The sequence below is a fragment of the Bacteroidota bacterium genome (assembly GCA_035506275.1).
Classification (GTDB): Bacteria; Bacteroidota; Ignavibacteria; order UBA10030; family UBA8401; genus JAGVPT01.
In genome coordinates this window covers 386,847-412,972 of record DATJPT010000006.1, presented here as the reverse complement: position 1 = coordinate 412,972, position 26,126 = coordinate 386,847, and the positions used below count along the sequence as shown (strand labels likewise).

The 26,126-nt window shown below is 49.5% G+C and carries 12 protein-coding genes and 2 rRNA genes; all 14 read left to right on the top strand.

Annotation, left to right across the window (positions count from 1 at the left end; all coding sequences use genetic code 11):
* A 23S ribosomal RNA gene (locus VMF88_04880) occupies positions 1-455 on the top strand; the annotation flags it as partial.
* 130 nt (positions 456-585) lie between these two features.
* A 5S ribosomal RNA gene (gene rrf, locus VMF88_04875) occupies positions 586-702 on the top strand.
* Positions 703-1,059: 357 nt separating this feature from the next.
* Positions 1,060-3,387: an SLBB domain-containing protein gene (locus VMF88_04870; protein HTY10386.1), complete on the top strand. Its 2,328-nt coding sequence runs from the start codon at positions 1,060-1,062 to the stop codon at positions 3,385-3,387.
* Between the two features lie 71 nt (positions 3,388-3,458).
* On the top strand, positions 3,459-4,475 hold the full coding sequence (locus VMF88_04865; GenBank protein HTY10385.1) for a Wzz/FepE/Etk N-terminal domain-containing protein: 1,017 nt from the start codon (positions 3,459-3,461) through the stop codon (positions 4,473-4,475).
* Between the two features lie 328 nt (positions 4,476-4,803).
* Entirely contained in the window at positions 4,804-6,312 is a 1,509-nt protein-coding gene (locus VMF88_04860; protein HTY10384.1) for a flippase, read from the top strand.
* 160 nt (positions 6,313-6,472) lie between these two features.
* Positions 6,473-7,858, top strand: coding sequence for a hypothetical protein (locus VMF88_04855; GenBank protein ID HTY10383.1), 1,386 nt, complete (start codon positions 6,473-6,475; stop codon positions 7,856-7,858).
* A gap of 186 nt (positions 7,859-8,044) precedes the next feature.
* The gene (locus VMF88_04850; GenBank protein HTY10382.1) at positions 8,045-9,070 is read left to right on the top strand and encodes a glycosyltransferase family 9 protein; all 1,026 of its coding nucleotides are present in this window, start codon (positions 8,045-8,047) and stop codon (positions 9,068-9,070) included.
* 44 nt (positions 9,071-9,114) lie between these two features.
* Complete coding sequence (gene asnB, locus VMF88_04845) at positions 9,115-11,010, top strand: asparagine synthase (glutamine-hydrolyzing) (protein HTY10381.1); 1,896 nt, start codon at positions 9,115-9,117, stop codon at positions 11,008-11,010.
* A gap of 374 nt (positions 11,011-11,384) precedes the next feature.
* Positions 11,385-13,055, top strand: coding sequence for an alginate lyase family protein (locus VMF88_04840; GenBank protein ID HTY10380.1), 1,671 nt, complete (start codon positions 11,385-11,387; stop codon positions 13,053-13,055).
* The gene (locus VMF88_04835; protein ID HTY10379.1) at positions 13,052-14,293 is read left to right on the top strand and encodes a glycosyltransferase family 4 protein; all 1,242 of its coding nucleotides are present in this window, start codon (positions 13,052-13,054) and stop codon (positions 14,291-14,293) included. Before VMF88_04840 ends, VMF88_04835 begins: the two co-directional genes overlap by 4 nt.
* A 252-nt stretch (positions 14,294-14,545) precedes the next feature.
* Complete coding sequence (locus VMF88_04830) at positions 14,546-15,895, top strand: hypothetical protein (GenBank protein HTY10378.1); 1,350 nt, start codon at positions 14,546-14,548, stop codon at positions 15,893-15,895.
* A gap of 97 nt (positions 15,896-15,992) precedes the next feature.
* The gene (locus VMF88_04825; GenBank protein ID HTY10377.1) at positions 15,993-17,693 is read left to right on the top strand and encodes a capsule assembly Wzi family protein; all 1,701 of its coding nucleotides are present in this window, start codon (positions 15,993-15,995) and stop codon (positions 17,691-17,693) included.
* 69 nt (positions 17,694-17,762) lie between these two features.
* The gene (locus tag VMF88_04820; protein HTY10376.1) at positions 17,763-24,476 is read left to right on the top strand and encodes a putative Ig domain-containing protein; all 6,714 of its coding nucleotides are present in this window, start codon (positions 17,763-17,765) and stop codon (positions 24,474-24,476) included.
* 180 nt (positions 24,477-24,656) lie between these two features.
* On the top strand, positions 24,657-26,087 hold the full coding sequence (locus VMF88_04815) for a sugar transferase (protein ID HTY10375.1): 1,431 nt from the start codon (positions 24,657-24,659) through the stop codon (positions 26,085-26,087).
* The last annotated feature ends 39 nt before the right edge of the window (positions 26,088-26,126 follow it).

Here is a 26,126-nt window from a genome sequence, read left to right as displayed (position 1 = left end):
GGGATAACAGGCTGATCTTGCCCAAGAGTTCATATCGACGGCAAGGTTTGGCACCTCGATGTCGGTTCATCGCATCCTGGGGCTGGAGAAGGTCCCAAGGGTTTGGCTGTTCGCCAATTAAAGCGGTACGTGAACTGGGTTCAGAACGTCGTGAGACAGTTCGGTCCCTATCCTATGTGGGCGCAGGAAGCTTGAGAGGTGTCGTTCTTAGTACGAGAGGACCGGAATGAACGGACCGACGGTGTATCTGTTGTCACGCCAGTGGCATAGCAGAGTAGCCATGTCCGGATGGGATAAGCACTGAAAGCATCTAAGTGCGAAACCCGCCTCAAGATTAGGCTTCCCGGGCGTAAGCCCCTAAAGACTCCAAGGAGATGACTTGGTTGATAGGCTACAGATATAAATGCCGTAAGGCATGAGTCGAGTAGTACTAATAAGTCGTGCGGCTTGCCAATATTTTTTATTGTCCACACAATGTGTGCATCAATAAACTTAATTGGAAAGTGCGCTGAGAAATATCATCAAACATGCTTCGGTTTCGTTCCGCTCGTCAGAGCGGATTCTTCTCGATTGCAAATTTTAAATTCAGGTGTCTATGTCGCGGGTGTTACACCTCTTCCCATTCCGAACAGAGAAGTTAAGCCCCGCTGAGCCGATGGTACTATACGGGTAACTGTATGGGAGAGTAGGTCGATGCCTGATTTATTTTTCAATGCCCCGTGTCAAAAGCACGGGGCATTTTTGTTTTTTGCATGCGACTCTCATCTTTGCCGCCGGCTTTTGATTTCGTAACCAAGAGGGCACCTACGGTACACGTGAGCTGCAACATACCGCCTCGAAGGCCCTATTTTTCCTCTTGGAAAAATCATTCTGAAGTTTTATCTTACATTGGCTTATAATATTGTGCTTTCACCGAATCCCGAAATAATGAAAAACCTTAAAAGATCAGAGAAATGCTCGTTTCTGCTTCTGGCCGGGGTAGCTATATTCTTTTTCCTGATTCTTCCGGCTCGTCTAGTCTCTCAAACGAGAGCGGAAGCCGAACAGGCATTGCAAACCATGACGCCGGATGAAATCAACCAAAAGCTAAAAGACCTTGGAATAACGAGGGATGAGGCAATCCAGCGCGCCAAAGCGTTGAATATCAATCTCGATGATTATCTTTCACGGATCCCGACGCCTGCCACAGTAGCTCCCAGCTCCTTGCAGCAAGATACCACAGGGTCGTTCGCTCCCGCGAGAAGAAGAGCAGAGGTTCTGGTTGCAAAAAAGGAGCTTGTCGTGCCGGGCTTCGAAAGACGGACAGGCACTGAGAGGCTTCAGCCCTTCGGCTATGATATCTTTCAATACGCCCCTTCCTCATTTGAACCCGTCATCAATGTTTCGACGCCGCAGTCGTACGTCCTTGGACCCGGCGACCAGATTATCATTTCTGTTTGGGGGGAGACCAGGCTCAATTTGCAGCTGACTGTCAATCGCGACGGGAATATCCTTGTACCTGATGTTGGACCAGTATCGGCGAACGGTGTATCGGTGCAGCAGTTCCGCGAAAAATTGCTCCATCGGATGTCGGAGGTTTACTCAGGTCTGAAAAATGGGAGCGAAGGCGCTAACACCTTTCTCGATGTGTCGATCGGAAGACTAAGGACCATTCAAGTCTACGTGATGGGAGAAGTGGTGCAGCCGGGAGGCTATTCTCTTTCGTCAATGTCTACGGCATTCCATGCGCTTTATGTCTCCGGCGGCCCGACAGTAAACGGAACAATGCGCGATGTCCAAGTAATACGGGACGGGAAGGCTATCGCCTCCGTTGATATGTACAATTATGTACTCAGAGGGGACAAATCAAAAGATATCAGGCTTCAGGATGACGACATCGTGTTTGTCAAGCCCGCCGCGAAGCGCGTTGCGTTGATGGGCGAAGTCACGCACCCCGCAATTTTTGAAATGAGGGATAAGGAATCGCTTGGAAATCTCATCGCGATGGCGGGCGGCCTTCGCTTTGATGCGTACTTTAACCGCGTTCACGTTGAACGGATCATCCCCTTCGAACAACGGCACTTATATGAACGCAACATCCTCGACCTTGACCTTGCCTTTGGTTCGCTGGCAGATTTGCAGAAGAGTTCGAGCGCACTTGAAGACGGAGACGTCGTTACGATTTTCAAAGTAGCAAACCTGGCGGAGAACCGTGTTTCGATTACCGGCACTGTAAACAAGCCGGGCAATTTTCAGCTGTGGGCCGGCATGCGGATAAAAGACCTGATCTACGAGGCGGACAGCCTCCAACGCAATTCGTTCGCGGAGCGTGCCTCGCTGTTCCGGATGCTCCCCGACTCGCAGCGAAAGATAATCTCGTTCAATCCCCGGCTCGCTCTCGCCGCCGACAGTGAAAACAACATCGAGCTTCAGAACGAGGACAGCCTCGTGGTCTATAAGGAGACTCAGTTCTATCCCCGCGACTCGGTGACGATTGCTGGGGGAGTCCGGAACCCCGGAAAATATCCCCGCCGCGACAACATGTCCGTTTCCGATCTCTTGCTCATCGCGGGTGGATTGAAAGAAGATGCACAGACGTTCGGGATTCAAGTCTCGCGCCTTGATACGGCGATAGTCGGCACATACAGCAAAGTGATCATCGTCGACTTGCCGAAAGACTATTGGAATACCCCTGAAGCGAAGAATTTCTATCTCAAGGATAAAGACATCGTTTCCGTTCCTATCAACCCCCGATTCTCGGAGCAAAAAGTTGTTCATCTCTCGGGGTATGCTCTTTATCCTGGAACCTATGCCCTGCGGTACGAGGGCGAGAGGCTCTCGGAAATACTCAAGAGGGCCGGCGGGCTCAGGGCAGGGGCGTACCTCAACGGTTCCGTCCTGTTGAGAAAAGCGCGAAATGCGACGGCGCTCTTTTCGAACCTTTCGACGGATACCGCAGGTGTCAAAATAAACAATTTCGATCTCGTTCCGATAGATTTTAACAATGCCGTCACCGACACCGCGTCGCGTGACAACGTTGTGATGGATCCGGACGATTCTGTTCACATCGCATTCCTCGAGGATGTTGTGTACGTTCGCGGCGAAGTTTTTGTGCCCACTCCGATTCTGTACAAGAAGGGAGCTAGTGAGAGCTATTATATAGACCAGGCCGGCGGGTTCAAAGATGATGCCGACAAAGGCAAAGTCGCGGTATTTCTTCCGGGAGGGAAGAAATGGGAACCGGGTTTCTTTGTCTTCCCCAGCCCTGAAATTCTGCCGGGAAGCCTGGTGTATGTCCCCAGGAAGATTGAGACCGAAGATAAGACGTTGTCGATCTTGGCTGCCTGGGGGACGGTCATGGCAAGCTTGGCAGCCATAACAATTGCGATCGTGCAGGTGACCAAGTAATCGTCCGCACGAGTCGCGCACCGGTAGTATAAAAGAGAATAGGGCTGCATTGCATGGAAGAAAATACTCCTTTGGAATCCGCAGACTCCAGGCATGAGTTCAAATATGAAGAAACGCTCTCCGTCCTCTGGGCATCCCGCGGGCTGATCGGCAAAATAACCGGTTCAGTGACGGCAGCGGCCATAGTTGTCAGCTTCCTCCTTCCCCCCTATTTCTCATCGACCGTTGTCATCTTGCCCGAAGCGAGCCAGAGCAAGCTCGCGGCACTCGGCGGACTCTCCGACCTTGCATCGCTGGCGGGGGTCAATGTCGGCGCGGAAGCGTCACCAACGAAGCTCTATCCGGTCATAGTGAAAAGCGAAGCGGTCCTCAAGAACGTAATCTATAGGAAGTACCAGACGAAGGCGTTCCCCGATTCGGTCAACCTCGTTCAGCTATGGGATGGAAGCGAGGGAGACCCGCGATTGGCCTATGAATCAGTGTTGAGAGAATTGCGTGACGAGCTGGATGTCTCGCTTGATTCGAAGACGAACGTTCTTACTGTCTCGCTATTCACGAAAGAGCCGCAGCTCTCTGCCGACATTGTGAACGCGATTGCCCATGAACTAGATGTGTTCAGCCGGACCAAACGAACGACCAATGCTTCGGCACAGCGAAAATGGATCGAGGGGAGGTTGATGGAAGTGAAGGCAGACCTTGAGAGATCTGAAAATGCATTGAAAGATTTCCGCGAGACTAACAGAAGAGTTTCCGATTCCCCCGAGTTGTTGCTCGAACAAGGGCGATTTATCCGCGAAGTGGAAATCAACTCGGCATTGTTCACGGAATTGAAAAAACAATTCGAAGTCGCCAAAATTGAAGAAATAAAGAACGTTCCGATCGTGAACATTATGGATGCCGGACGACCGGCCGCAAAGAATGAAAAGCCCAAGAAAACGGTCATCACCATTGTCTTTTTTGTGCTGTCTTTGTTTGGCGGAATCGGATTTGCCTTTGCAAGAGTAAAGTATGCAGATACGGTCGCTGTGATCCGAAACTTTCTGACCTTGAAACTGCCGTACAAAGCCAAAACATTTACACGAATTTGAACCGACTGAAACCGGCATACCCAGCCAGATAAAAGAGTCTTTGGGATCACGGTGATTATCGCGCAGCAAACGCTGTCTTCGCAGGACAGGATGCCGTAAAAAGCTTATGGTTCACAAATCTGAAGCCTTTAAGATCGAAAGGGTCTTGGAGGCTTTGCGATTAAGGACGGTGTCCGGAAGATGCTTGGGTTGACTGTGATAAGCGCGCCTGACAAATTTTTCTTCTTTGGTAGCTGACTAATGACCGCGGAGGCCCCGGGCCGATCATGGACCCCGGTACGGTTCGTACACGGCATCGTGCTCTAAGGATCAACCAGGATCTACTCTACTGAAAAAGTTTTCCATCATATCGAATACCTTTTGGAATTTCCTGGGACAGATGCTTCCCATGCTTGCCGCGTTCTTTTGCATCCCCACCTTATTGCGCCAATTAGGTCAGGAACGATTCGGATTGCTGACCATCATTTGGGTCGTTGCAGGATATTTCAGCATCTTTGATTTCGGCCTTGGAAAGGCCCTTTCGAAATACATCGCTGAATACAATACAGACAAGGAAAAAAGGAAAGAAATACCTGGGCTGGTCTGGACCGCGTTCATCATCATGCTTGCGTTTACCGTGGTTGCATGCGCAGTTTTTGTGGCGGCAATACCGTACACCGTCAATTCGGTTTTATCAATTTCCCCGTCGCTCCATACAGAAGTTCTCGAAACATTCTACCTGGTCGTACTGACGCTCCCGATGATAATTTTTCTTTCCGCTTTGCGCAGCATCCTTGAAGTGTACGGGAGTTTTCGAGACTCGAACTATGTGCGGACATTCATGGGCATATCAATGTTCGTTGGGCCGGTGTTAATGCTCGGGTATACAAAGAGTTTGGTCGGGACGATCGTCATTATTTTTCTCATTCGCCTCATCGGTACAGCGTGGTATATCTATTACTGTTTAAAATTGATACCAGATCTAAAGAAAGGCGTTGAATTTTCAAAGAACAAGATCGCAACGCTGGTCAATTTCGGTGGCTGGGTCGCAGTCGCCAACATCATCAATCCGGTCATGATAAGCGGAGACAGGTTTCTCATCAGCGGCGTTTTTTCTGCATCGCTCATCGCTCTCTATACGACCCCTTCGGAAATGATCACAAAATTGTGGATCGTCCCCGCGTCGGTCATAGGTGTGCTATTCCCGATTTTCGTATCATCCTCGATCTTGGATATTCTTCAAACCAAGCGTCTTTACCTGATCAGTCTTCGATTTTTAAGCCTCATGCTGTTCCCGGTCATTGTCGGGGTGATCTTTTTTGCCCCACAGATTTTATCGTTATGGCTTGGGAGCGAGTTTGCCGTCAAAAGCTTCTCTATTCTTCAAATACTGTCCATTGGAGTGTTCTTCTTCGGCGTTCAGCACATCCCCGTAGAATTAATCAGCAGCCTTAACCGGCCGTCCGTAACGGCAAAAATCAGGCTGGTGGAATTGCCGGTCTATTTTGTTGTGTTATGGTTCGTCATTCATCATTACGGCATGACCGGTGTGGCCTGGGTATGGACGATCAGAATTCTTGTCGATCTGGTCTTTCTGTCGAGTGCTTCTTTTTATCTGCTGCGCTGCTCATTCAAAGAGCAATTCTCGTTCATCTTCCTCATGGCATTCATGTTTGGTGTATTTATCCTCGGTATGGCCGAGAAACAGTTTATGTATCAAATGATAATGTTTTGTTTTGTCGTTGCCGGTTTTGCGATTTTCCTGGTGAAAGGGCTGAACGCCGCAGAGAAAGCCCTGCTGAAGAGTTATTTTGAGAGACTCGTTTTACGGCGGAGTGAAGCGTTCGTGCCTAAGTAGGCAGCCACCAGGGTTGTTGAGGAGGACAGACGGTGCATGATAGCCCAGATTTTGAGATTCCCGCCGGAATGTATGCGTGACCTCCAGTAGAGAAATTGCGGTGAGTAGAAAGTTGTGAGATACGTGAACCCCAATATGCAAAGATCTAACGTAGGCCGAGATGCTTGAAGATTTTCTTGGATGGAGCATAGTCATTGTCGTAGCGGCTTCTCTGGTCGCCTGGGCCGTACTTCAGCGGTGGCATCCGTACAGGGATATGTTCTTTATTGTTTTTTTGGTCCAGGGATTCATCTATCTCTATTTTTCTCCCGTCATTCGGTTCAGTCAGTTCTCTCTCGATCAAAAGTACAGCTACATCGTTTTGTTCCTTGAAATATTCATTTGTTTCATAATCCCGTTCATCGTGATTTATCAGCGGAGAACAAAGAGAATTGCGATACGTCCGTTGAAGGAAGAGCTGGCACCGGTAAACACATACGTTGTTCTCTATTCTCTTGCCGCGATTCTGTTGACCGGCGGTTTTTTGGAAGTCGCGATCGCAGAGAATCTGCTTTTTAAGCGTCTGGGTCCTATGCTGCCGGTAGCCATAGCAAGCCTGTCATTCCTGGAATTCTTTGTATATCGCGGTTTCAGCGAGTGGAGTTTGTTCCTTTTCCTGCTCCTGCTCGCGATCGCTCAGTGTGAGTTGCCGCGAAAGTTGCGGGGGCTTGTGTATATAAGCATGTCGCTTACGGGAATTACTTATTTTGCGTATGCTCTTATCAACTCCCGGATCGCTTCCGTATTGGGGATTTGCGCCGTGGTGATCACTTACTTGCTTTTCACCGGTAAAAAGATAAAGAACGCCGCTAAGTTGGCGAAAGTCCTCGCGGTGATCTTTATTGTGTCTGCCTATAGCCTTAAAGTTGTACAGAATGTCAGAGACAACATACTCTATGACGGACTGACGTTCAGTTATTTGGATCCTTTCTATAAGGGCGAAGACAAAAATAGAAATGGCTATGAGTTTTGGTGGAGGCTGGACGGAGTAGAGCTTTTGGCGGAGATGACTCCTGCGGCAATGACCAAGGGATTCGCGTGGGGTGAGGCATGGATCAAGCCAATAGAGATCGTGTACCTCCCCCTGTTCGACCGGCATAAAAGCGATGAGATCAAAGCGAATTTTGAGGATACTGCCGAAACATATTTTCTTGAACACTATACGACCATTGACAACGAAACGATGGACGTGAATTCCACGCCGATTACTGATTGGTATGGGAATTTCTTCCTCATGGGATTTGCAGCGTGCGCCGTTGTGATCGGTTATGGGTTTGGATTCGTTGTCAAATCCTTGTCGTCAAACCGCGCTCCGTTTGTATTTTGTTTCGCCTTGTTCGTGCTTACACGCTTCATGTCTTTTGAGACCGAATTCATTACCTTTGTTGCGCTTCTCGTAAAGACGCTCCCTCTCTTTCTCTTGCTGTATCTTTTTCCGCCGTTTCACAAGAAGGCGGAAGATGCGGGGCTGTCGCACGACCTTGCACCGCAATCACAAAGTGCTTAGCACGGAGAACTTAAAATATAGCATCGGGATGCTCGCCTGCAGCTCCGATACGCGGTGTATGAATGCGTTACCGTTCGCCCCAGATGATGCAGCGGTGTGCGTCAGCGGAGGGGCGGCTGTTGAGCCCGCAGCTCATCGGGAGCCAAAAAAGTGAAAACTTATCGTCCGTCAAATATTGCAGTACTTATGACACAGGGCATCGGGGACGTCGTCTGTTCCACGGTCATCATTGCTGGATTGCGGCGAGCGTATCCAGGCTGCTCGATTACCGGGATCCTGAAGAGCGAAACCGAGGCGCGGATTTTCGGCGGGGAAACAGTCCTCGACGGCACGATCTTTTTTGACCCGAACAGGCCGCAAAACCTCGCTCAAAAGATTCAATTTGTCTGGAAGATAATCCGATCGCGTTTCGATCTGTTTATCGTTCCGACAGATCTTGATGCCATAAAATCGCCTTTCCTGGCCTTGATCTCAGGAGCTTCGCGCCGGGTGGGAGAGCGTTCCACCCTGGCGAGCAGATTGTACAGCCGAACCGTACCTCGGGAGGTCACGGAACATAAAGTATTGAGCAACCGCCGGATTGCTGAAGCAGCTGGGGGAGAGAAGGAAATGAGGCCGAGCGTCTATTTTTCCGATGACGACCGGGATTTCGTTCAGACCTTTTTCAGGGAACACGGAGTGGTACAACGCAGAGGGCCGATAGTGATAATCCATCCGGGATCTGGTCCGGTCGAAAAGCACAAGAGATGGAATCGCGATGGGTTCGCTCTTGCGGCAGACCGCCTCATATCCGAGAACAACGCAACGGTCATTCTTGTCGGAGGCAAAGATGAAGCCGTACTGTGTGACGAGATCGTTGGGAAAATTCCCGGAGGGGCAATATCGGTCGCCGGCAAATTTGAATTGAGGCAGACCGCGGCGCTCTTCCACGCTGCCACGGTTGCGTTGGGATCGGACAGCGGAATGATGCACGTTGCGGCCGCCGCCGGTGCGCCTACCGTAGTTATTTTTGGACCGACGGATCCCGCAAGGACAGCGCCCTTTCATGCCTCAAAGATCCTGTGGAAGAAAATACACTGCAGCCCCTGTTATCCGGCTCTGCCGCTGGGATGCGGGAATACCGTGTGCCTCGAGGGAATCACCGCTGACGAAGTCGTTGAAGCAGTCCGGACAGTTATGTCCGCATCCCTACAGCGATTGGCGGGAAGTTGAAAAAATCAGGAAGACAACGTTACCCCTAAAACATAGAGAACGATATGTGCGGTATTGTAGGCAGTGTCAGCAGGAATTTCCATTTTACCGAAAAGCATGTAGACATCCTGTCTCATCGCGGCCCCGACGATTCCGGATATTTCCTTGATAACGATGTGATGCTTGGTCATCGACGGTTGTCGATCATTGATACCAGCGCGAACGGACATCAGCCGATGTTTTCCCGCGATGGCAGGATCGCCCTCATATTCAACGGAGAGATCTATAATTATCAGGCCATCAAAAAGGAATTGATTTCAAAAGGGTATGTGTTCAGATCTCATTCTGACAGTGAAGTCCTGATCTATGGGTACATGGAATACGGGAGGACGCTCGTCAATCACCTGAACGGGATCTTTGCGTTTGCGATTTATGACAAAAATGCCGGAACGGTTTTCATCGCCAGAGATCAGCTTGGCGTCAAACCCCTGTACTACTACAACCGGGAAAATATCTTTGCGTTTGCGTCGGAACTGAAGATCTTTAAGGCGATCCCCGGGTTTGATAGGAGTCTTGACGTTCATGCGCTCAGTTATTACCTGCAGGCTCTCTACGGTCCCGGAGAGGTCACTCCGTTCCAGCACGTCAAAAAGCTTCTGCCCGGCCATTATTTGATCTATGACGTGCACAGGCACACCCTTGCGGTGACCCGTTATTATGATGTTTCGTTTCACGTTGAACAGGATACCGTCAGCGAAAAGGAATGGATTGATCGGCTTGACAGTGCGCTGCAGAAGGCAGTCGAGCGGCAACTCATGAGCGACGTACCGTTGGGATACTTTTTGTCGGGCGGCCTGGATTCAAGCCTGGTTGTCGCTATGGCCAAGAAGTTGCTGCCTCAAAGCAGCCTGACATGTTTCACGATCGCAACGGGACCCGAGATGAAAAAGGAGGGTTTTGCTGACGATGAATACTATGCACAAATAGTGGCGAAAGCTCTCGGCGTAAAACTCGAAATCATCCCGGCGCATGTTGACATGCTGGCACAATTTGACAAGATGATCTGGCACCTGGACGAACCGCAGGCCGACCCTGCTCCGATCAGTGTGAATAACATCTGCGACGGTGCGGTACAAAAGGGGATAAAGGTCTTGCTGAGCGGCGCGGGGGGCGATGACGTTTTTACAGGGTATCGCCGGCATCAGGCATTGAACCTGGAAAAATACATCGCAATGATCCCTGGTTTTGCCGCCCGACAGATCCAATCGGCCGCCAAACGCTTGAACAGTTCAAGCCCTCTTGGCAGGCGGATCCAGAAGATTGCCCACGACATTTCCTTGACCAAAGACGAGCGCCTTGCCGGGTATTTCATGTGGCTTGATGACCGAAACATCACATCGTTATATCGAGAAGAACAGAGGGCAGAACTATTGCGGAGGAAAATGCCTAGAGAATACTGGATGGATCTGCTGCGCAGTTTGCCCGCTTCCACCGACGACATCAACAAAATGCTCTATTTAGAGTTGAGGACATTTTTGCCCGATCACAACCTCAATTACTTCGATAAAATGGGCATGGCTTCGAGCGTTGAAATTCGCGTACCTTTCTTAGATATGGAGCTCATCGACCTCGCCGGCAAGATGCCGCCGCATCTGAAGATGGGAGGAAATGTGACAAAATACTTATTACGCAAAGTGGGAGAGAGGTATCTGCCGAAAGAAGTTGTCTATCGGCCTAAGACCGGTTTCGGGGCGCCTGTCCGCCAATGGATCAAGAGCAGCATGAAGCCAATGATCGCCGAGAGATTGTCCGGAGCTTCACTTGATAGATCGGGAATTTTTGACAGCAAGAACGTTCAGCATTTAATACGGCTGAATCTGGAAGGAAAGGTCGACGCAGCGTACACCATTTGGGCATTGCTCTCTATCGACAGTTGGATGACACAGTTTCGTGATACTTAAGGCCGTCGAAAGTCCACTCGTCATAGCACGGGCATTCAACGCGATTATTCTCCGATGAAATAGTTCATTGAAGAGCTACGATTAGGCGATCTTCTTTACGATTAGGTTTCTGCGCCCAACGTGAGCAAAGGAGAGGCCTTAGTTCAAATTCGATGATTTTGGAGAGAAGCAATGATTCCCTCTGCGGCGCTTGCCGATACCATAAGGAAAAAGTTTGCCCGATTTTAGCGTCTTGTGACATGCAAGCGGAAACGACTTCCCCAATATCACGAAGTATCTGGATCAATTAAAGGGCGTTTTTGTCAGTGGCTCCCCTCAGAAGGCTGGTTGTGAAAGGTCCCTTTCGAAACATAGAAAGACAAGTACAGGATAGAATGGAGAAAGTTCTGACCTTGTTTTTCACGGTTCGCCATCTCACCCGGCGGCAGATAGTGTATCGCATCTATTACGGACTTCGAAGCATCGTTTCGTTTCCGGGGGGGCGTGTTGCTGCCCGTACCTATAATCGCACGTTAACCCTGAGCCCCCCGATTCTGAGAAAATGGGATCGCCGGCCTCATGAATTTTCTTTTGTTGGAAAGACGATTTCTTTTGATCATGCAGACGCCATTGAGTGGTATCCCCCGTCTGCGTCGAGACTATGGCAATATCATCTCCATGCATTCGATTATTTAGTGAGCGACGCGTGTATTTCCGATGCTCACACAGCAAAGAACCTTGTGGTGAGTTGGATAACGAGGCACAAAAAGCCGTCATCAGCGGCCGGCTGGGCAGCCTTTCCCCTCTCCCTGCGCGTTGTGAACTGGATCAAATGGATGCATGCTGTTCAATGTTATGATCCGGTGATCATTGAATCGCTCTCACTTCAATACGGTGAGTTGTTAAAAAAAATAGAATACAACGTTCTAGGGAATCATCTTTTAAAGAACATCAAAGCGATGGTGTATTGCGCCTCATGCTTTTCGGGAGAAGGAAAAGTCCTACACAAAGCTGTTCGACTTTTGTGCGAAGAGATCGACGAGCAGATTTTGAAAGATGGAGGACATTTTGAACTGAGCCCCATGTACCACGCAGCTGTGCTGGAAGATCTTCTCGATGTTTACAGCATCGTTCTACGCAATCCGGTGTTGTTCGGGAAATATCCCGGCCTTTCGTCGAGGCTTGAAACGACAATTTCTAGGATGTTGGAGTGGCTCGAGGATATGTCGTTTGGAAATACCCCTTCATTTTTCAATGATGTCTCGCAAAATGAGTCGCCGACGTTAGCGGAATTGCGTGCGTACGCGGTTCAGTTGAAAGTCACCATTAATGATCGTCCACCGAGTTTATTGACCGTGAAGGAGGACTCCGGGTACAGCATCATCCGCCTTCAGCCGTTTCGTTTGATCATCGACCATGGAAGGGTGGGCCCGGCATATCTGCCTGCGCACGCTCATTGTGACATCTTTTCTTTCGAAGTCGCAAAGAACGACCGGCGAATATTCTGTAATTCCGGAACCGACGATTATGGAAACGCCTCCACACGTCAATCGCTTCGGAGCACCCGGGCGCATAATACCGCCATGATCGATGGACAGGAACAGGCGGAAATGTGGGGGACGTTCAGGGTTGCACGCAGGCCTAAGCAGATTCTGTCTCATGTCGACGAGACTGCGAGCCATATCTATTTTGAAGGGAAGCATGAGGGGTACAAACATCAGAAGTCTTTCTTAGCGGACTACACAAGAAAGATCAGGATAAACAAGGAGTCCGGGCAAATTACCGTCGAAGATATTTATACGGGAGAGGGACTTCATACCATCAGCTCGTATTTGCATTTTCATCCAAGCGTCGATGTTAAGCCGTCAGGGAACAAATACAGCTTTTCCCGTTCGTCTGACGGCATCAGCGGCTCCGTTGAAATTCACCATTGTTCTCGCGTGGAAGGCGCGCATCAGCCATTCTTCGAAGAATTCGGATGCCGGCAGCAGCATTACTGCCTTTCAATCTCTTCGTCGAAGCTTTCGCCGACTATCGTATCGTATACTGTCAGTATCAATCAATGAACATTCTGTATATCACGCATTTTTTCCCCCCCGAATTGAACGGTGGAGCCCGCCGGGTAAGCGATCTCGCGTCGGAATGGGTGAAACAGGGGAATGGTGTTACGGTCGCAACGGGTTTTCCTACACATCCGACCGGGATTGTGCCGTCACGATACAAACACCGGTGGCTGGCGGAAGAAATTCATGACGGCGTCCGTGTGCTTCGGGCGAAGAAGTTCAATGTGCCGAACAAGGGATTTTTACCGAGAATTCTCAACCACGTCAGTTCAGCGCTTTCGGCTTTCCTGGTGGGAATATTTCATAACGACGCCTACGACGTCGTTATCGCGACGTCGCCACCGCTGTTCATGGGATTTTCAGGCGTACTTCTGAAATTCTTCAAGAACGTTCCTTTGGTTTTCGAAGTTCGGGATCTCTGGCCGCAGCAGGCAATTGATCTGGGCATCATTCAGAATTCGCTACTCATCTGGCTCTCTCGAAAATTAGAGCATTTCTTCTATTCGAGCGCAGACCACATTGTTGTGGTAACCGAAGCCAGCAGGAGAACGCTGATCGGTCAAAAAGTCCCTTCATCGAAGATCTCAGTGATAAGAAATGGCGTCAATATTGATGCATTTCGTTCACCAAGCGTCCAGAACATGAAGATCGAATTCTCGATCAAGGACAAAATTCTCGTTACGTACGGCGGAACATTCGGTTTGTCACAAGGCCTGCACAGTATCCTGGAGGCTGCAAAACGATTCTCCGATGCCGGGATCGACAGATTTCATTTTCTCTTTGCAGGCGACGGTGTAGAAAGGGATTCGATGATCTCGTACGTCCGAACGAACAATCTGCATAATGTGATCATTCTCCCAACTCAACCGTTCGAGAGGATGGAGAGCTTTTACCGATCGTCGGACGTTCATATCGTCCCTTTAAGAAAACTTCCCCTGTTCAGTCACACGATACCCTCGAAGATTTACGAAATTATGGCATGCGGCGGGGCTATGGTATGCATGGTTGACGGTGAATGCCGTTCCATTATTGAAGAAGCAAGCGCGGGCGTTTTTGTTGAGCCTGAAAATGTCGACCAACTCTGTTCTTGTTTGCTCAAGCTCGACAGAGATACGATCACCGCTTTCAAGTCCTTAGGCGAAAATGGACGGGTTTGGGTCGAGAAGAACTGCGATAGGAAGAAACAGGCGAACCTCTATTCAAAACTCTTAAAAGGCCTTGTTTCGAGGCGTTATGACTAATTGTTCTGTGTTGCGAGACACAGTTCCCTATGATGGAATTGCCAATTTTAGAATTAGGGCATTCTGTAGGGCCCATTTCAACCGTCCGAAAAGAATCATCAGAATATTCCCTTGGCTGTATTTTCCTTCATATCGGAATTGATAAAATGAACCATTGGTAAAAATGATCTTACCGAGAGGTCATCTTTGTTACGAGGCGAATTGTAATCAAGGTATATTTACTTACTTGATGACGATGAGGAGAAGGAGAAAATGAAGAAGATAGTATCTATTTTTGTTTGTTGCGCGATGATCGGCTTCGGAACGATCGCGGCGGCTGAAAATATTCCGCAAAATGCGGCCGCCCAACAGGCGAACACCGATGTCGCAATAAAAGTGGATTTCGGAACTTCAATTTCCGAGAAATCCATGGTTGGATTTTTGGACAGTTTTACGGAGACAGCACCTCCCGACAGCATGATCCTTCCTCTCCGGCCGCGCTTTATGCGTAATCCAGGGTGGGGGGCCAAAGGTTTTGAGAATCGGATTGCAAGAGCGGAGGGTCTCGGGATGAGGCCCATTCTCGTGGTGAGCAATGCGTGGAGATGGAGTCACCATGAAATGCCTTTTGTCAACTATTCAGCGTGGGAAAGTTTGGTGGCTGATCTTGCAAGGAAATTTCCTGACAAGAATATCATCTGGGATATTTGGAACGAACCGACCGGTGAACTCCAGAAAGGCCTCGAGACCACCGATCAGTTTCTTGAATCTTTTCGCCGCGCGCACGACGTTCTGAGGAAGGAACTTGGCAATAACGTGTACATCGAGGGACCTAGTATAGGGACGTGGGGAAACCATGTTCTAACCATCGATCAGTTCATGGAATATGTCAAAGCAAATCATTTGAGGGTTGATGGTCTGAGTTGGCATGAAATACTAGGTGATGAAAGCGTTGCAGCCATCGAAGACCATTTACAGCAGGTGCGCAAGAAATATATTGGCAATCCGGAATATGCGGGCGTCGGAATTCGGGACCTTCATATCAATGAGATTATCGGCAAGTATTCCACCTACTATCCTGGCTCCATGATTGCTTGGTTCTATTTTCTGGAAAAAGGAGGAGCGGATGGTGCATGCAAAGCATGCTGGCAGGATGACGCCAGCGGAGAAGTAACTTGCGGCAATTCCACACTCGACGGTTTACTGGTTCCAAACACCTACGAACCTCGCGCCGGTTGGTGGGCTTACAAATACTACGCAGATGGAGTCGGCACGAGGGTTGCCAGTACATCATCCTATGGCGGGATCGTCGCCTTGGCAAGCAGGAGTGGCAAAGATCCCAACTCAGCGCAAATTCTGATAGCAAGTTATGACCCTGAAAAGAAAAAGGACTATTTTGCATCTGTCGGAGTTTCCTTGACAAACCTCGGCTCGTTGCCCTTCCTCAAGAACTCCAAAATGGCGAAGGTCTCTGTCAGCAGGGTTCCGAATGCCGGTTTGCTTCCCGTCCGCAGCATCAACGTTGAATTTGAAAAGATCATTCCTGTCGATGGTTCTATTCCCGTCATTATACCGAAAATCAAAGTGCACGAAATGATAATCGTAACGCTCTCGAAGCCGTAGCGCTTGCATGAACCAATCGGTGTAATACCGGCGCCATGTTTCCCTTAGAACCGTAAGAGGTAATGCTGTTGAACCAGAAGTGAAAAGAATGCTGAAAATGCACGGAGAGATTCTTTCGTTGCTGCTGTGGAGTACGTTTGTATATTCTCAAACAGTCTATTTGCCTGCGACGCACGAAGTCTACAATTTTCTCGACAAGATGGCTGCAAAGCATATTATTGTGGGATACCGCGATGCGGTCAAACCTCTGTCCCGGCAGTCCGTCGCCAGGTTTCTCCTCCAGACTGATAGTCTAAAAAACGACCTGACGACGGTGGAAAGGGAACAGTTGAAGTTCTACAAAGAAGAATTCTACGAAGAGCTTAAAAATATCGGCTACGATCGTGAGATAGACGGACGTTGGCATTTCTATAATCTTCAAAGTGAATCAATGCGGATGATGATCGACCTTGTTGGTTCGGCGTCGAACGACCATATGGCAAACGGAACAGTTTTTCACACTTTTGCCAATGGATTGTTCGCCTATGGATATGTCGGAAATGCCGTCGGCGCATATTTTTATTATCACGACACCCATGACGGAGGGTCGTACGTTAGTACCTTGGGCCCGCAATCTCCGCTTCGGCCGCTTTCTCCGTTGACCGCCGTTGTTCCGTCCGCCTCGACGATCGGAGCAAACGGTACGGCCACGGCGTATGATTACGATGTGTTCAATGCCCAGGTGAACGCCGATTTTGGCTTTGTAACCTTTACACTCGAGCAAATGCAGAACGTGTGGGGTGCGGGCGAGAACGGTAATATAATTCTCTCGACCAAGTCTCCCGCATTCCCGCAATTGAAGATGCGTGCGCGGCTGAGTAAGGACATTGATTTTACATACATCCATGGCTGGCTCTTCTCCGGGATAACAGATTCATCGCAAACGTACGATACCCAGTACTATGGAGCGCGCCCGGCGTATATCAATAAGTACATCGCGGCGAACATGCTGGAGTTCACTCCCTGGAATGGCGTCAACATCGCTGTCGGGCAATCGGAGATTTATGGAGGTCCCGGGCGTGAACCGGAATTATTGTATCTCATACCAATAATGTTCTTTAAATCCGCCGAACACTATCTGAACAACCAGGATAATTCTCAGATATTTTTCAATATTAAGCTAACCGCCGTAAGAAATTTCGATTTCTACGTTCCTCTCTTTATTGATGAATTTTCGACCGCGACGTTTCTTAGCCCCACTAAAAATCGGAATCAACTGGGGTTTACGTTAGGGGGTAATGCGTACGACCTCTTCTACCATGACACAAGAATCAACATCGAATATACTCGTATCAATCCGTGGGTCTATAATCACGAGTATGCCGAGGATACGTATCAAAATCATGGCGTGAATTTGGGCGATTGGATCGGGCAGAACGCCGACCTCTTCGCGATGAGCGTCTATCATCGCCCTGTGTATAATCTAGAGCTCGGGCTGAAATTTCAGTCGCTGAGAAAAGGGGGAAAGGAGTCTACGTATTACCAGTACGGGTTCGGCGATCCAGGGTTCTTATACGGCCCGATCACCAAACAACAATCAGTCGGTATTGTGGGCACGTTCCAGCCGTTACGCGACCTGTATGTTGATTTTCACGCGTTGTGCACGCGATTCACGACACAGATGACGCCTTCGACGACGGATAACACCGTGATCCCCGGCTATAATGAGTTCTTAAGCAACCCCTTTGATTACGTGCTCGGCCAAAGTTTTTCCGGAAAATACGATTTCTTGCTTGGGATTCGCTACAACTGGTATTGAACTGAAAAATTTAGTTCGGAAGTTGATTCTGAGCTTAGCTAATTCTTTCCATTGTCCCCGTTTTGGTCCATGGTATTGACGTCTACACTATACCGGCGCTTCAGGACACCCAATCTGCTCAACCTCATTTGTTTGAGGAGGTGCGGGTTTGTTGTCCTGTTCCTTCTGACCGCTGCATTTCACGGCCAGAGCCAGAACATTCTTTCGCCAGAAACCGGCGCCACGAATCAGAACTACAGCCAAGTCGTTCTTCAGTGGGCCGATACGACCCATTCGTACAGAGTTCTGATAGGAACCGATTCGCTGTCGTGGGGCATTGTGGATACCGTTGTGAGCGGTTCCTATCTGGTCATCACAAAGCTGTCGCCATCAACGACGTATTTTTGGAAACTCCAGACGATTGGCGATACCAGCAATGTCTCAAGTCAAACCTCCTGGTTCACCACAGGACACTACTTAACATTTCAGAATTTTAAGTTCATTCCCGCCATCGATTCCATCAACTTCGTCTCAGAGTTGTCTTCGCAGACCATTACGTTCACTGATTCCATCGATATTGGAAAAACGGCATTAGTGCTGTGTGACGTCTGGGCGTCGGCAGCTGACAGCAACGTCGTTAACATCGTCACAATGCTCGATGTGGCTCGAAAACATAATATTCCAGTTTTTCTTTTCAACCATAACGGACCCCTCTACCCTACCGTTGTGCTGAAGCCGTGGGATATCAATGCAAACATCTCCGCGATTCCCGATACCATGTTGAGCCAGAAAGGATATACGACGCTGTTATACGCAGGCGGGGACGCATCGGAATGTATTCTCTTTACGCGACCGATCAGCATCAATACCCTTACACTCAAAGTCCCCAACACGTACAAGATTGTCGGAATAAAAGACTGCATAATAAGTTGGTCGCAGCTTGCGTATAATTGGGGTATCAACGCTATCGAAACGAAGTATCAAACGACCTTGATGGCGACCTTGGCGGCGGCGCTCGGCGATACAGTTAATACGCTGATCGTACAGCGGCCCTCACTTCTAGCAACCATTAACACTGACTCCGCGTTTGGCACGGTTCTGAACCCTTCCCAAACGGCATTGGTTGTTGTCAATGCATGGAATTATTTCCCGAATGCGGGGTGGCTGGCGCGAATTCGGAACAATAACCGAAACAACATTGCCCCGTTGATTAAATGGGCCAGGAGTATCGGCATTAGGGTTTATCATGCTGCGAACGGGCAGCCGATAGATTCATCGTGCCTACCTCTCGGGAACGAATTGGTCGTGAACGATAAGAATTCGCTATACTCGTACATCAGGGGCACCGGAGTAAAGAAGATCATTTTTTGCGGGAACCTGATTAACACGGCAAATGTCTTCGCTCCGATGGATGCGTGGGGAATGACGAAATATCCCACAGGCTTTAACAATGTTCCTGGTTTCTTTTCATCCCGGCTTTTAAGCGATTGTTTTACCGTTTTTGAAACACCGGGCACCCTAGCGACCGAAACGAATAAATACATTTATCTTGAACGGTCTTCGACTGAGCCGTATGATACAATGTACCTGGTCTCAAGTCTCGCGACGCTGACAAGAAACATTCCTCTCAAAATTATTTCGACCCCCTTGTTTGTCGCCCATGAGGATTCTGTCTACAGAGATACGGTAGTCTCTCAAAGCGCATTTTTGGACAGTACGCTGAGATATACATTCATTGTGAAACCGAGCTGGTTGAAAATTAACAACTTGAGCGGCATCATTTACGGAACGCCCGGCGCTGCAAACGTTGGTGATACAACGGTCATGATACAGGTCCGCAACGGCGCAGGCCGGGTTACGACTCAATCGTACACTCTGACCGTTCTGCAGACAAATCACAATCCGAAGATCATTACGGCAGCTGATTCAACGGCGACAGAGGATTCGCCGTACAAATACAGAGTTATTGCCGTAGACAAGGATACCGCCCTTTATGGGGATGTGATTCGCTATCGTTTGTCCATTAAGCCGAGCTGGCTGACAATTGACAGTGTTGCAGGATTAGTTACGGGACTCCCTTCCGGGATCAATGCCCGCGATACAGTGGTAGCAATCCAGGCGTACGATAACAAAGGGGGTGCAGGAACTCAGCAATTCACCCTGCACGTCGTGCACGTCAATCATGTTCCAAAAATCCTTTCTCAGCCTGTAACGATCGCGAAACAAGATTCTCTTTATCGATACCGCATGTATGCAACGGATCAGGACAGTGCACTATGGGGAGACCGCTTGACCTATATGTTGCAAGTTTATCCGTACTGGTTAACAGCGGATTCGGTAACGGGGATTGTCAGCGGAACGCCGCATGCGCTGAATGTTGGAGATACTGTTGTGACCGTGCAAGTGAGCGACGGGAAAGGGGGGACGGCGACGCAGAGTTATCCGCTTCACGTGGCGCATACGAACCATTCGCCAGTGATAAAGACGGGAAGTCTTCCGCCAGCGGTAGAAGACACGCTTTATCAAACGAGGGTCTACGCGAGCGACCAGGACAGCGCGTTGTTCGGCGACGTCGTCCATTACAAATTATCACTAAGGCCGGTGTGGCTGAAGATCGACAGTGTGAGCGGAATCATCACGGGGACTGCGAGCGGGATCAATGCCCAGGATACGACCGTGACGGCAACAGCGTATGACGGAAAGGGTGGAAGCTCAAGCCAGAGTTATGCGATTCATGTTGTCCATACGAATCACGCGCCGGTGATCGTGAGCATAGCGGTGACGCATGCGGCAGAAGACACGCTTTACCGGTATGCGGTGTGGGGATCGGATCAGGATAGTGCGTTGTTCGGCGACCGTGTACATTACCATCTGACGACACGGCCGAGCTGGATCACGATCGATAGCGTGTTAGGATTAATCAGCGGAACGCCGCATGCGCAGAATGTTGGAGATACTGTTGTGACCGTGCAAGTGAGCGACGGGAAAGGAGGGACAGCAACGCAGAGTTATCCGCTTACGATCACACATACGAATCATCCACCTGTAATTATGCAGTTGCCCGACACCCTCGCGAGAGAAGACACTTTGTATCAATCTAAGGTTTGGGCGACGGATCAAGACAGCGCATTGTACGGTGACAGAGTCCATTACGCGCTTTTGAACAAGCCGAGCTGGATCACTATCGACTCGGTGCTGGGAAAATTGAGCGGCACTCCGATAGGAGCTAGCGCCGTCGATACGATACTCAATCTTCAAGCGTACGATGGGAAAGGGGGACTTGCGACAAAACGGATGACTCTTCATGTTTTAAGAGTAAATCATCCCCCGGTTATCCTTTCAACGGCGCTCACGATAGCGCAGGAAGATTCGGTCTATAAATACAAGGTAACCGCGGCCGATCAAGATACCGTTGTGGGCGATAGTATCTCATACAGCCTCATTGCACATCCATCCTGGTTAACATTCAACGCTGTCACACACTGTTTTAGCGGTACACCGAGAGCCGTGGATGTCGGCGACACTCTGTTCTCGTTTAAACTCACAGATAGATTGGGCGCGTTCGCAACCCAAACCGATACGCTGCACGTGCACCACACGAATCACACGCCTCAGTTTGTCGGTACCGTTACCGACACAACCGTTGTAGAGGATCAAAGCTATAGGGCCTCTGTTTGGGCAACGGATCAAGACAGTGCGTTGTTTGGGGACAAAGTACATTACCGGCTCCTCAAACCGGCATGGATGGCAATTGATAGCACAACGGGAATATTCGGCGGCACGCCGCATGTGCAAAATGTTTTTGACTCGGCCGTTGTCCTCCAGGCTTACGACAATCACGGTGGGATGGCACAACAACAATATACTTTGCACATTACTCGGATTAATCATTCGCCGACACTCTCTTCTTCGCCGGTTTTTACCGCGCATGAAGATACCCTGTATCGGTATCAAGTCGTTGCGTATGACCCTGACACTTTGATCGGTCAAGTATTAGCCTATACGCTGACGCAAAAGCCAAGCTGGCTGTCGGTGTCCTCCGGCGGGTTAGTCTCCGGCATACCGCGCGGAATAAATGTCGGCGACACGACCGTCACTGTAAAAGTAAGTGATGGAAACGGCGGCGTCGTAAATCAAAGCTATCATCTTGCAGTGATTCATACCAATCACAATCCGTATTTTGTTTCGGCGATTGACAGCATGGCGACGGAAGATTCTTTGTATCTTTATGCTGCAACAGCGAGAGATCAAGACAGCGCCTTGTTTGGGGATAAGGTTCATTATAAACTTATAACCAAACCGAGCTGGATCGCCATCGACAGCGTCACTGGCTTACTTTCGGGAATTCCTTCCGGTAAGAATGTACGGGACACGGTAGTCTGTATCCTCGCATACGATAACAGCGGTGGGACAGCCACGCAGCAGTTTATTCTCCGTGTCACCCATGTCAACCACCCACCGCAATTTGACATCTTTCCGGCCGATAGCGCTGTGGAGGACTCTATGTATTACACCGTTGCCGGAGCGACGGATCAAGATTCGTTACTGTGGGGGGACATAGACAGTTTTGGCATACTGCAAAGTCCGAGTTGGCTGGTGATTGATTCAGTCAAAGGAATTATCCATGGGATACCAAGACTTGTGAGAAGTAGTTCTTCTCTCGCCAGTCAAACTGTTAATGCGCGTGTACAGCAAATTCTTGACAAAACAAAGACCATCAAGCACTACGCTGCAAAGCCAAAGACAAAAAGGGCGCAAATATTAGGAATCGCGGGAACCAATATCTACCTGGATTTTCCAGTGACTATTGCCGTTTGGGATACTAGAGGAGGAGCTAGCGAATATAGTTATGATCTGACGGTGAGGCATACGAATCATCCGCCAGGATTCTTCGTTTTCCCCGACTCGACGGCGGTAGAGGATTCGCTCTATACAACGGTAGTTCGGGCAAGCGATATCGATTCTGCGATGTTCGGCGACATTGTACACTATCGTTTTGTTTCGAAACCTCCCTGGATATCCATCGATTCTGTTACGGGGATCATAACAGGCACACCCCATGGCCCAGATCTCGTTGATACCACAAAAATTATCGCTCAAGCATATGACGGAAAGGGTGGAGTAACTTCGTACCAATATGGAGTTCATATCAGGCATGTGAACCATCCGCCGGTATTTGTCTCACCACCCGTGACTAACGGAGTGGAGGATTCATTGTATGTTTACAGAGCATCTGCTATCGACTCTGATTCGCTCTTATGGGGGGACAGGGTGAGTTATGCAGTCGTTACAGCGCCGAGCTTTCTCTCGATAGATTCGACGAGCGGGATTATCGCTGGTATACCAGCTCTAGTCCTCGATTCTCTTGCGATGAAATCCGGAAAAGCGTCGACGGGGAAGCAGAGCCGCGGAGGTGTAATGCACACCAGTGTTGTAAAGTTCATTCCTGCGGTATCGCGTGCGGCGAAGAAGTCCGTCGCCGGCGCGCGTGCCGTGATGGATTCATCGCAATACCGAACATTTCCAGTCAGTATATCTGCCAGCGATGGAAAAGGGGGGATTGCGCTGCAGAGCTTCACCCTGGCAGTTCTTCACACCGATCACGCGCCGGTATTTACAAGCGCTCCTGATTCAGTTGCCACGGAAGACTCGTTGTACCGTTATCAATATTCCGTGTATGACAGGGACGCTGCGTTGTTTGGCGACACTATGACGGTGACGACGACAATCCGTCCCTCTTGGCTGCACCATGATTCCGTGCAACACGTGCTGACTGGAATTCCCTACGGAAGATTGGCCGCCGATACCATCGTAGAGCTCGTCGTCGCCGACAATCACGGCCTTTCAACGACTCAGCATTTTATCGTGCATGTCGCCAACGTTAATCATCCACCTCAAATCCTTTCTGCGCCTGACACCATTGCGCTGGCAGATTCAATGTACCGGTACGTGGTCACAGCAGTAGATTCCGATGCGATCTTTGGGAGGGATTCCATTTCCTACAAAGAACTATTTGGCCCGCAATGGCTGCATATGAAAAACGACACTCTCATAGGATTGCCGGTAAACGCAAATGCAGGAGACAGCATGGTAGCGATCTTGGTCTCGGACAAGCATGGGAGTACCGTACAGCAGGTGTGGAAAATAGCCGTGCTCCCGATGGTGCTTCCGCCGACAGCTTTTCAGCTGGTCAATACGTTTCATGCAGACAGCCTGACGATAAATTATGGCAAAGCCCTCACGCTGAACTGGCAGCCCTCTCATGGGCATGATCCAGGCGACACGGTCCGGTATGCGTTGAAGTTGTGGGGAGGACGCATCGATACGACGATCAGCGGGATAGCGGACACGGTGTTCAGTTCTTCGTCGATGATGAAGAAACTGTTGCCGCGCACACATTATGCATGGACAGTCTCTGCCGCGGTCAACGGCCGGACTGCGGTATGGTCGAAAGACACCGTGCAATTTTTTACGTCGGGGTCCATCGTCTATGCCGAGGGGCAGGCGTCGCAGATCCCACAGGATTATGTTCTGTACCAGAATTATCCCAATCCGTTTAATCCATCGACAACCATTCGGTACGGAATTCCCGAACTGAGCAATGTCTCGGTCAAAGTGTATAATATCTTAGGCCAGGTTGTCGCAACGCTCGTCCATGAAGTTCAGCAGCCGCAGTTTTACGAATATCGATGGAATCCGAACCATGCCGCTTCGGGAGTTTATATTGTCGTCATTAATGCACAGAGCTTGATTTCACCGACAAAAACCTATCGCAGCATCAAAAAAGCACTCTACGTAAAATAATCCACCAGTTCCTTTTTTGAGGGATTAACGGAACAAAGGCGGTGCATTTTATTAAAGCGGTTCAAATTTGAGACTCTCTTGTTCAATCCGGAAAAGAATTGTTTTGCCTTCGCTCGATATTTTGTATATTACTCGGCACCTCACGAAGGGGACTACGTCGGGGGATGAAAGTTATTTGGCATGTTAAGACTCATACGTCACAACTGGAAAATACTTTTCGTCGGAATCTCGCAGCTCGTTGACCTCCTCGCCATGATCTGTGCCGCTCTTGTCCTTCTAGGGACGAGGCATTACAATCTGGTTACCATACGGACGCCCGATGCCGACCTTGCCACATGCTACTTGATTTTCGTCGCGGTGTATATCACAATTGCCGCGATGATGGGATTGTACCGTGGCTCATATCATCTTAGCCTCAGCCTTCAGAACCTCATCATGGCACGGGCATTCATCCTCTGTGTCCTCGTGACGTTGACGATCGTCTCCGCGATCGACAATCTCTACATCGGCCGCCACGCGCTGGTGATCTTCCTTTTTTCCCTTCCGGTTTTCTTTGTTCTCGGGCGCGTTCTGCTGCGAAGGGTCAATTTGCTATTTCAGAAATGGGGATACGGAGTCCATAATTCACTGATCGTCGGGTACGACCAGGATGCGTTCAAGATTTACCAGCGTTTTTCCTCATTTCCGGAGCTTGGATACAAGATCAAAGGATTCGTCGTTCGCGAAAAGAACTCCGCGAGCACGCTGCAGCCTCAATACACGCTCGCGCAATTCGACGAGGTCATTGCAAGCGAATCGATCGATAGGGTCTTCATTCCGTCCCCCGAAATGGTGGTGAACGGCTATGCCTCACTGAAGAAGAAGGGCGAAAACCATCCGATCAAACTTAAAATCCTCTCACCGCAGGCTGAGGAGCTTTTGAAGATCGCCCGTATCTACGATATCGCCGGCATTACCCTCACGGCGCCCCCAAGGTATCATGTGGATGCCATCAAGCTTTTCATCAAGCGGCTGTTTGACATCGTAGGCTCCACCGTTGCCATTATCCTTTTTAGCCCTATTTTTCTCGTGACGATCGTCGCCATTTACCTGGAAAGCGGGCGCCCATTTTTCTTTCTGCAAACCCGGGCAAGCATCAAGGGGGGAAAACAGTTCGATTTCATAAAGTTCCGCAGCATGATCGAAAAAGCGGACCAAATGAAAGATGAACTCTGGGGGCACAACGAATCGGACGGCGCGCTCTTCAAGATGAAGAACGATCCACGGATCACGAAAGTCGGACGCATAATCCGCAAGCTGAGCATCGATGAACTCCCGCAGCTCTTCAATGTCCTTAAAGGAGATATGAGCCTAGTGGGACCGCGGCCGCTGCCGCTGTCTGATTTTGATACGGTCAACGAGCCTGATGAATTCTGGGAGACGATCCAGGACCGCGCTGCCGTGAAACCAGGGATGACCGGTTTGTGGCAGGTCTCTGGAAGAAGCGACATCAAGTTCAGAGAGATGATCCTGCTCGACCTGTATTACGTCGAGAACCATTCTCTGCTGTTTGACCTGGAAATCATGTTTGAAACGGTTCCGGTGGTGCTGTTCGGCAAGGGCGCCTATTGATTACGCAGATGACGCAGATTTTGCGCTGATTACAGATTA

What these genes read in the sequence shown, in the direction of transcription:
- VMF88_04870 (HTY10386.1), top strand. Translation starts at nt 1,060, where the DNA reads ATGACGCCGGATGAAATCAACCAAAAGCTAAAAGACCTTGGAATAACG.
- VMF88_04855 (HTY10383.1), top strand. Translation starts at nt 6,473, where the DNA reads ATGCTTGAAGATTTTCTTGGATGGAGCATAGTCATTGTCGTAGCGGCT.
- VMF88_04850 (HTY10382.1), top strand. Translation starts at nt 8,045, where the DNA reads ATGACACAGGGCATCGGGGACGTCGTCTGTTCCACGGTCATCATTGCT.
- asnB (HTY10381.1), top strand. Translation starts at nt 9,115, where the DNA reads ATGTGCGGTATTGTAGGCAGTGTCAGCAGGAATTTCCATTTTACCGAA.
- VMF88_04840 (HTY10380.1), top strand. Translation starts at nt 11,385, where the DNA reads ATGGAGAAAGTTCTGACCTTGTTTTTCACGGTTCGCCATCTCACCCGG.
- VMF88_04835 (HTY10379.1), top strand. Translation starts at nt 13,052, where the DNA reads ATGAACATTCTGTATATCACGCATTTTTTCCCCCCCGAATTGAACGGT.
- VMF88_04830 (HTY10378.1), top strand. Translation starts at nt 14,546, where the DNA reads ATGAAGAAGATAGTATCTATTTTTGTTTGTTGCGCGATGATCGGCTTC.
- VMF88_04825 (HTY10377.1), top strand. Translation starts at nt 15,993, where the DNA reads ATGCACGGAGAGATTCTTTCGTTGCTGCTGTGGAGTACGTTTGTATAT.
- VMF88_04820 (HTY10376.1), top strand. Translation starts at nt 17,763, where the DNA reads ATGGTATTGACGTCTACACTATACCGGCGCTTCAGGACACCCAATCTG.
- VMF88_04815 (HTY10375.1), top strand. Translation starts at nt 24,657, where the DNA reads ATGTTAAGACTCATACGTCACAACTGGAAAATACTTTTCGTCGGAATC.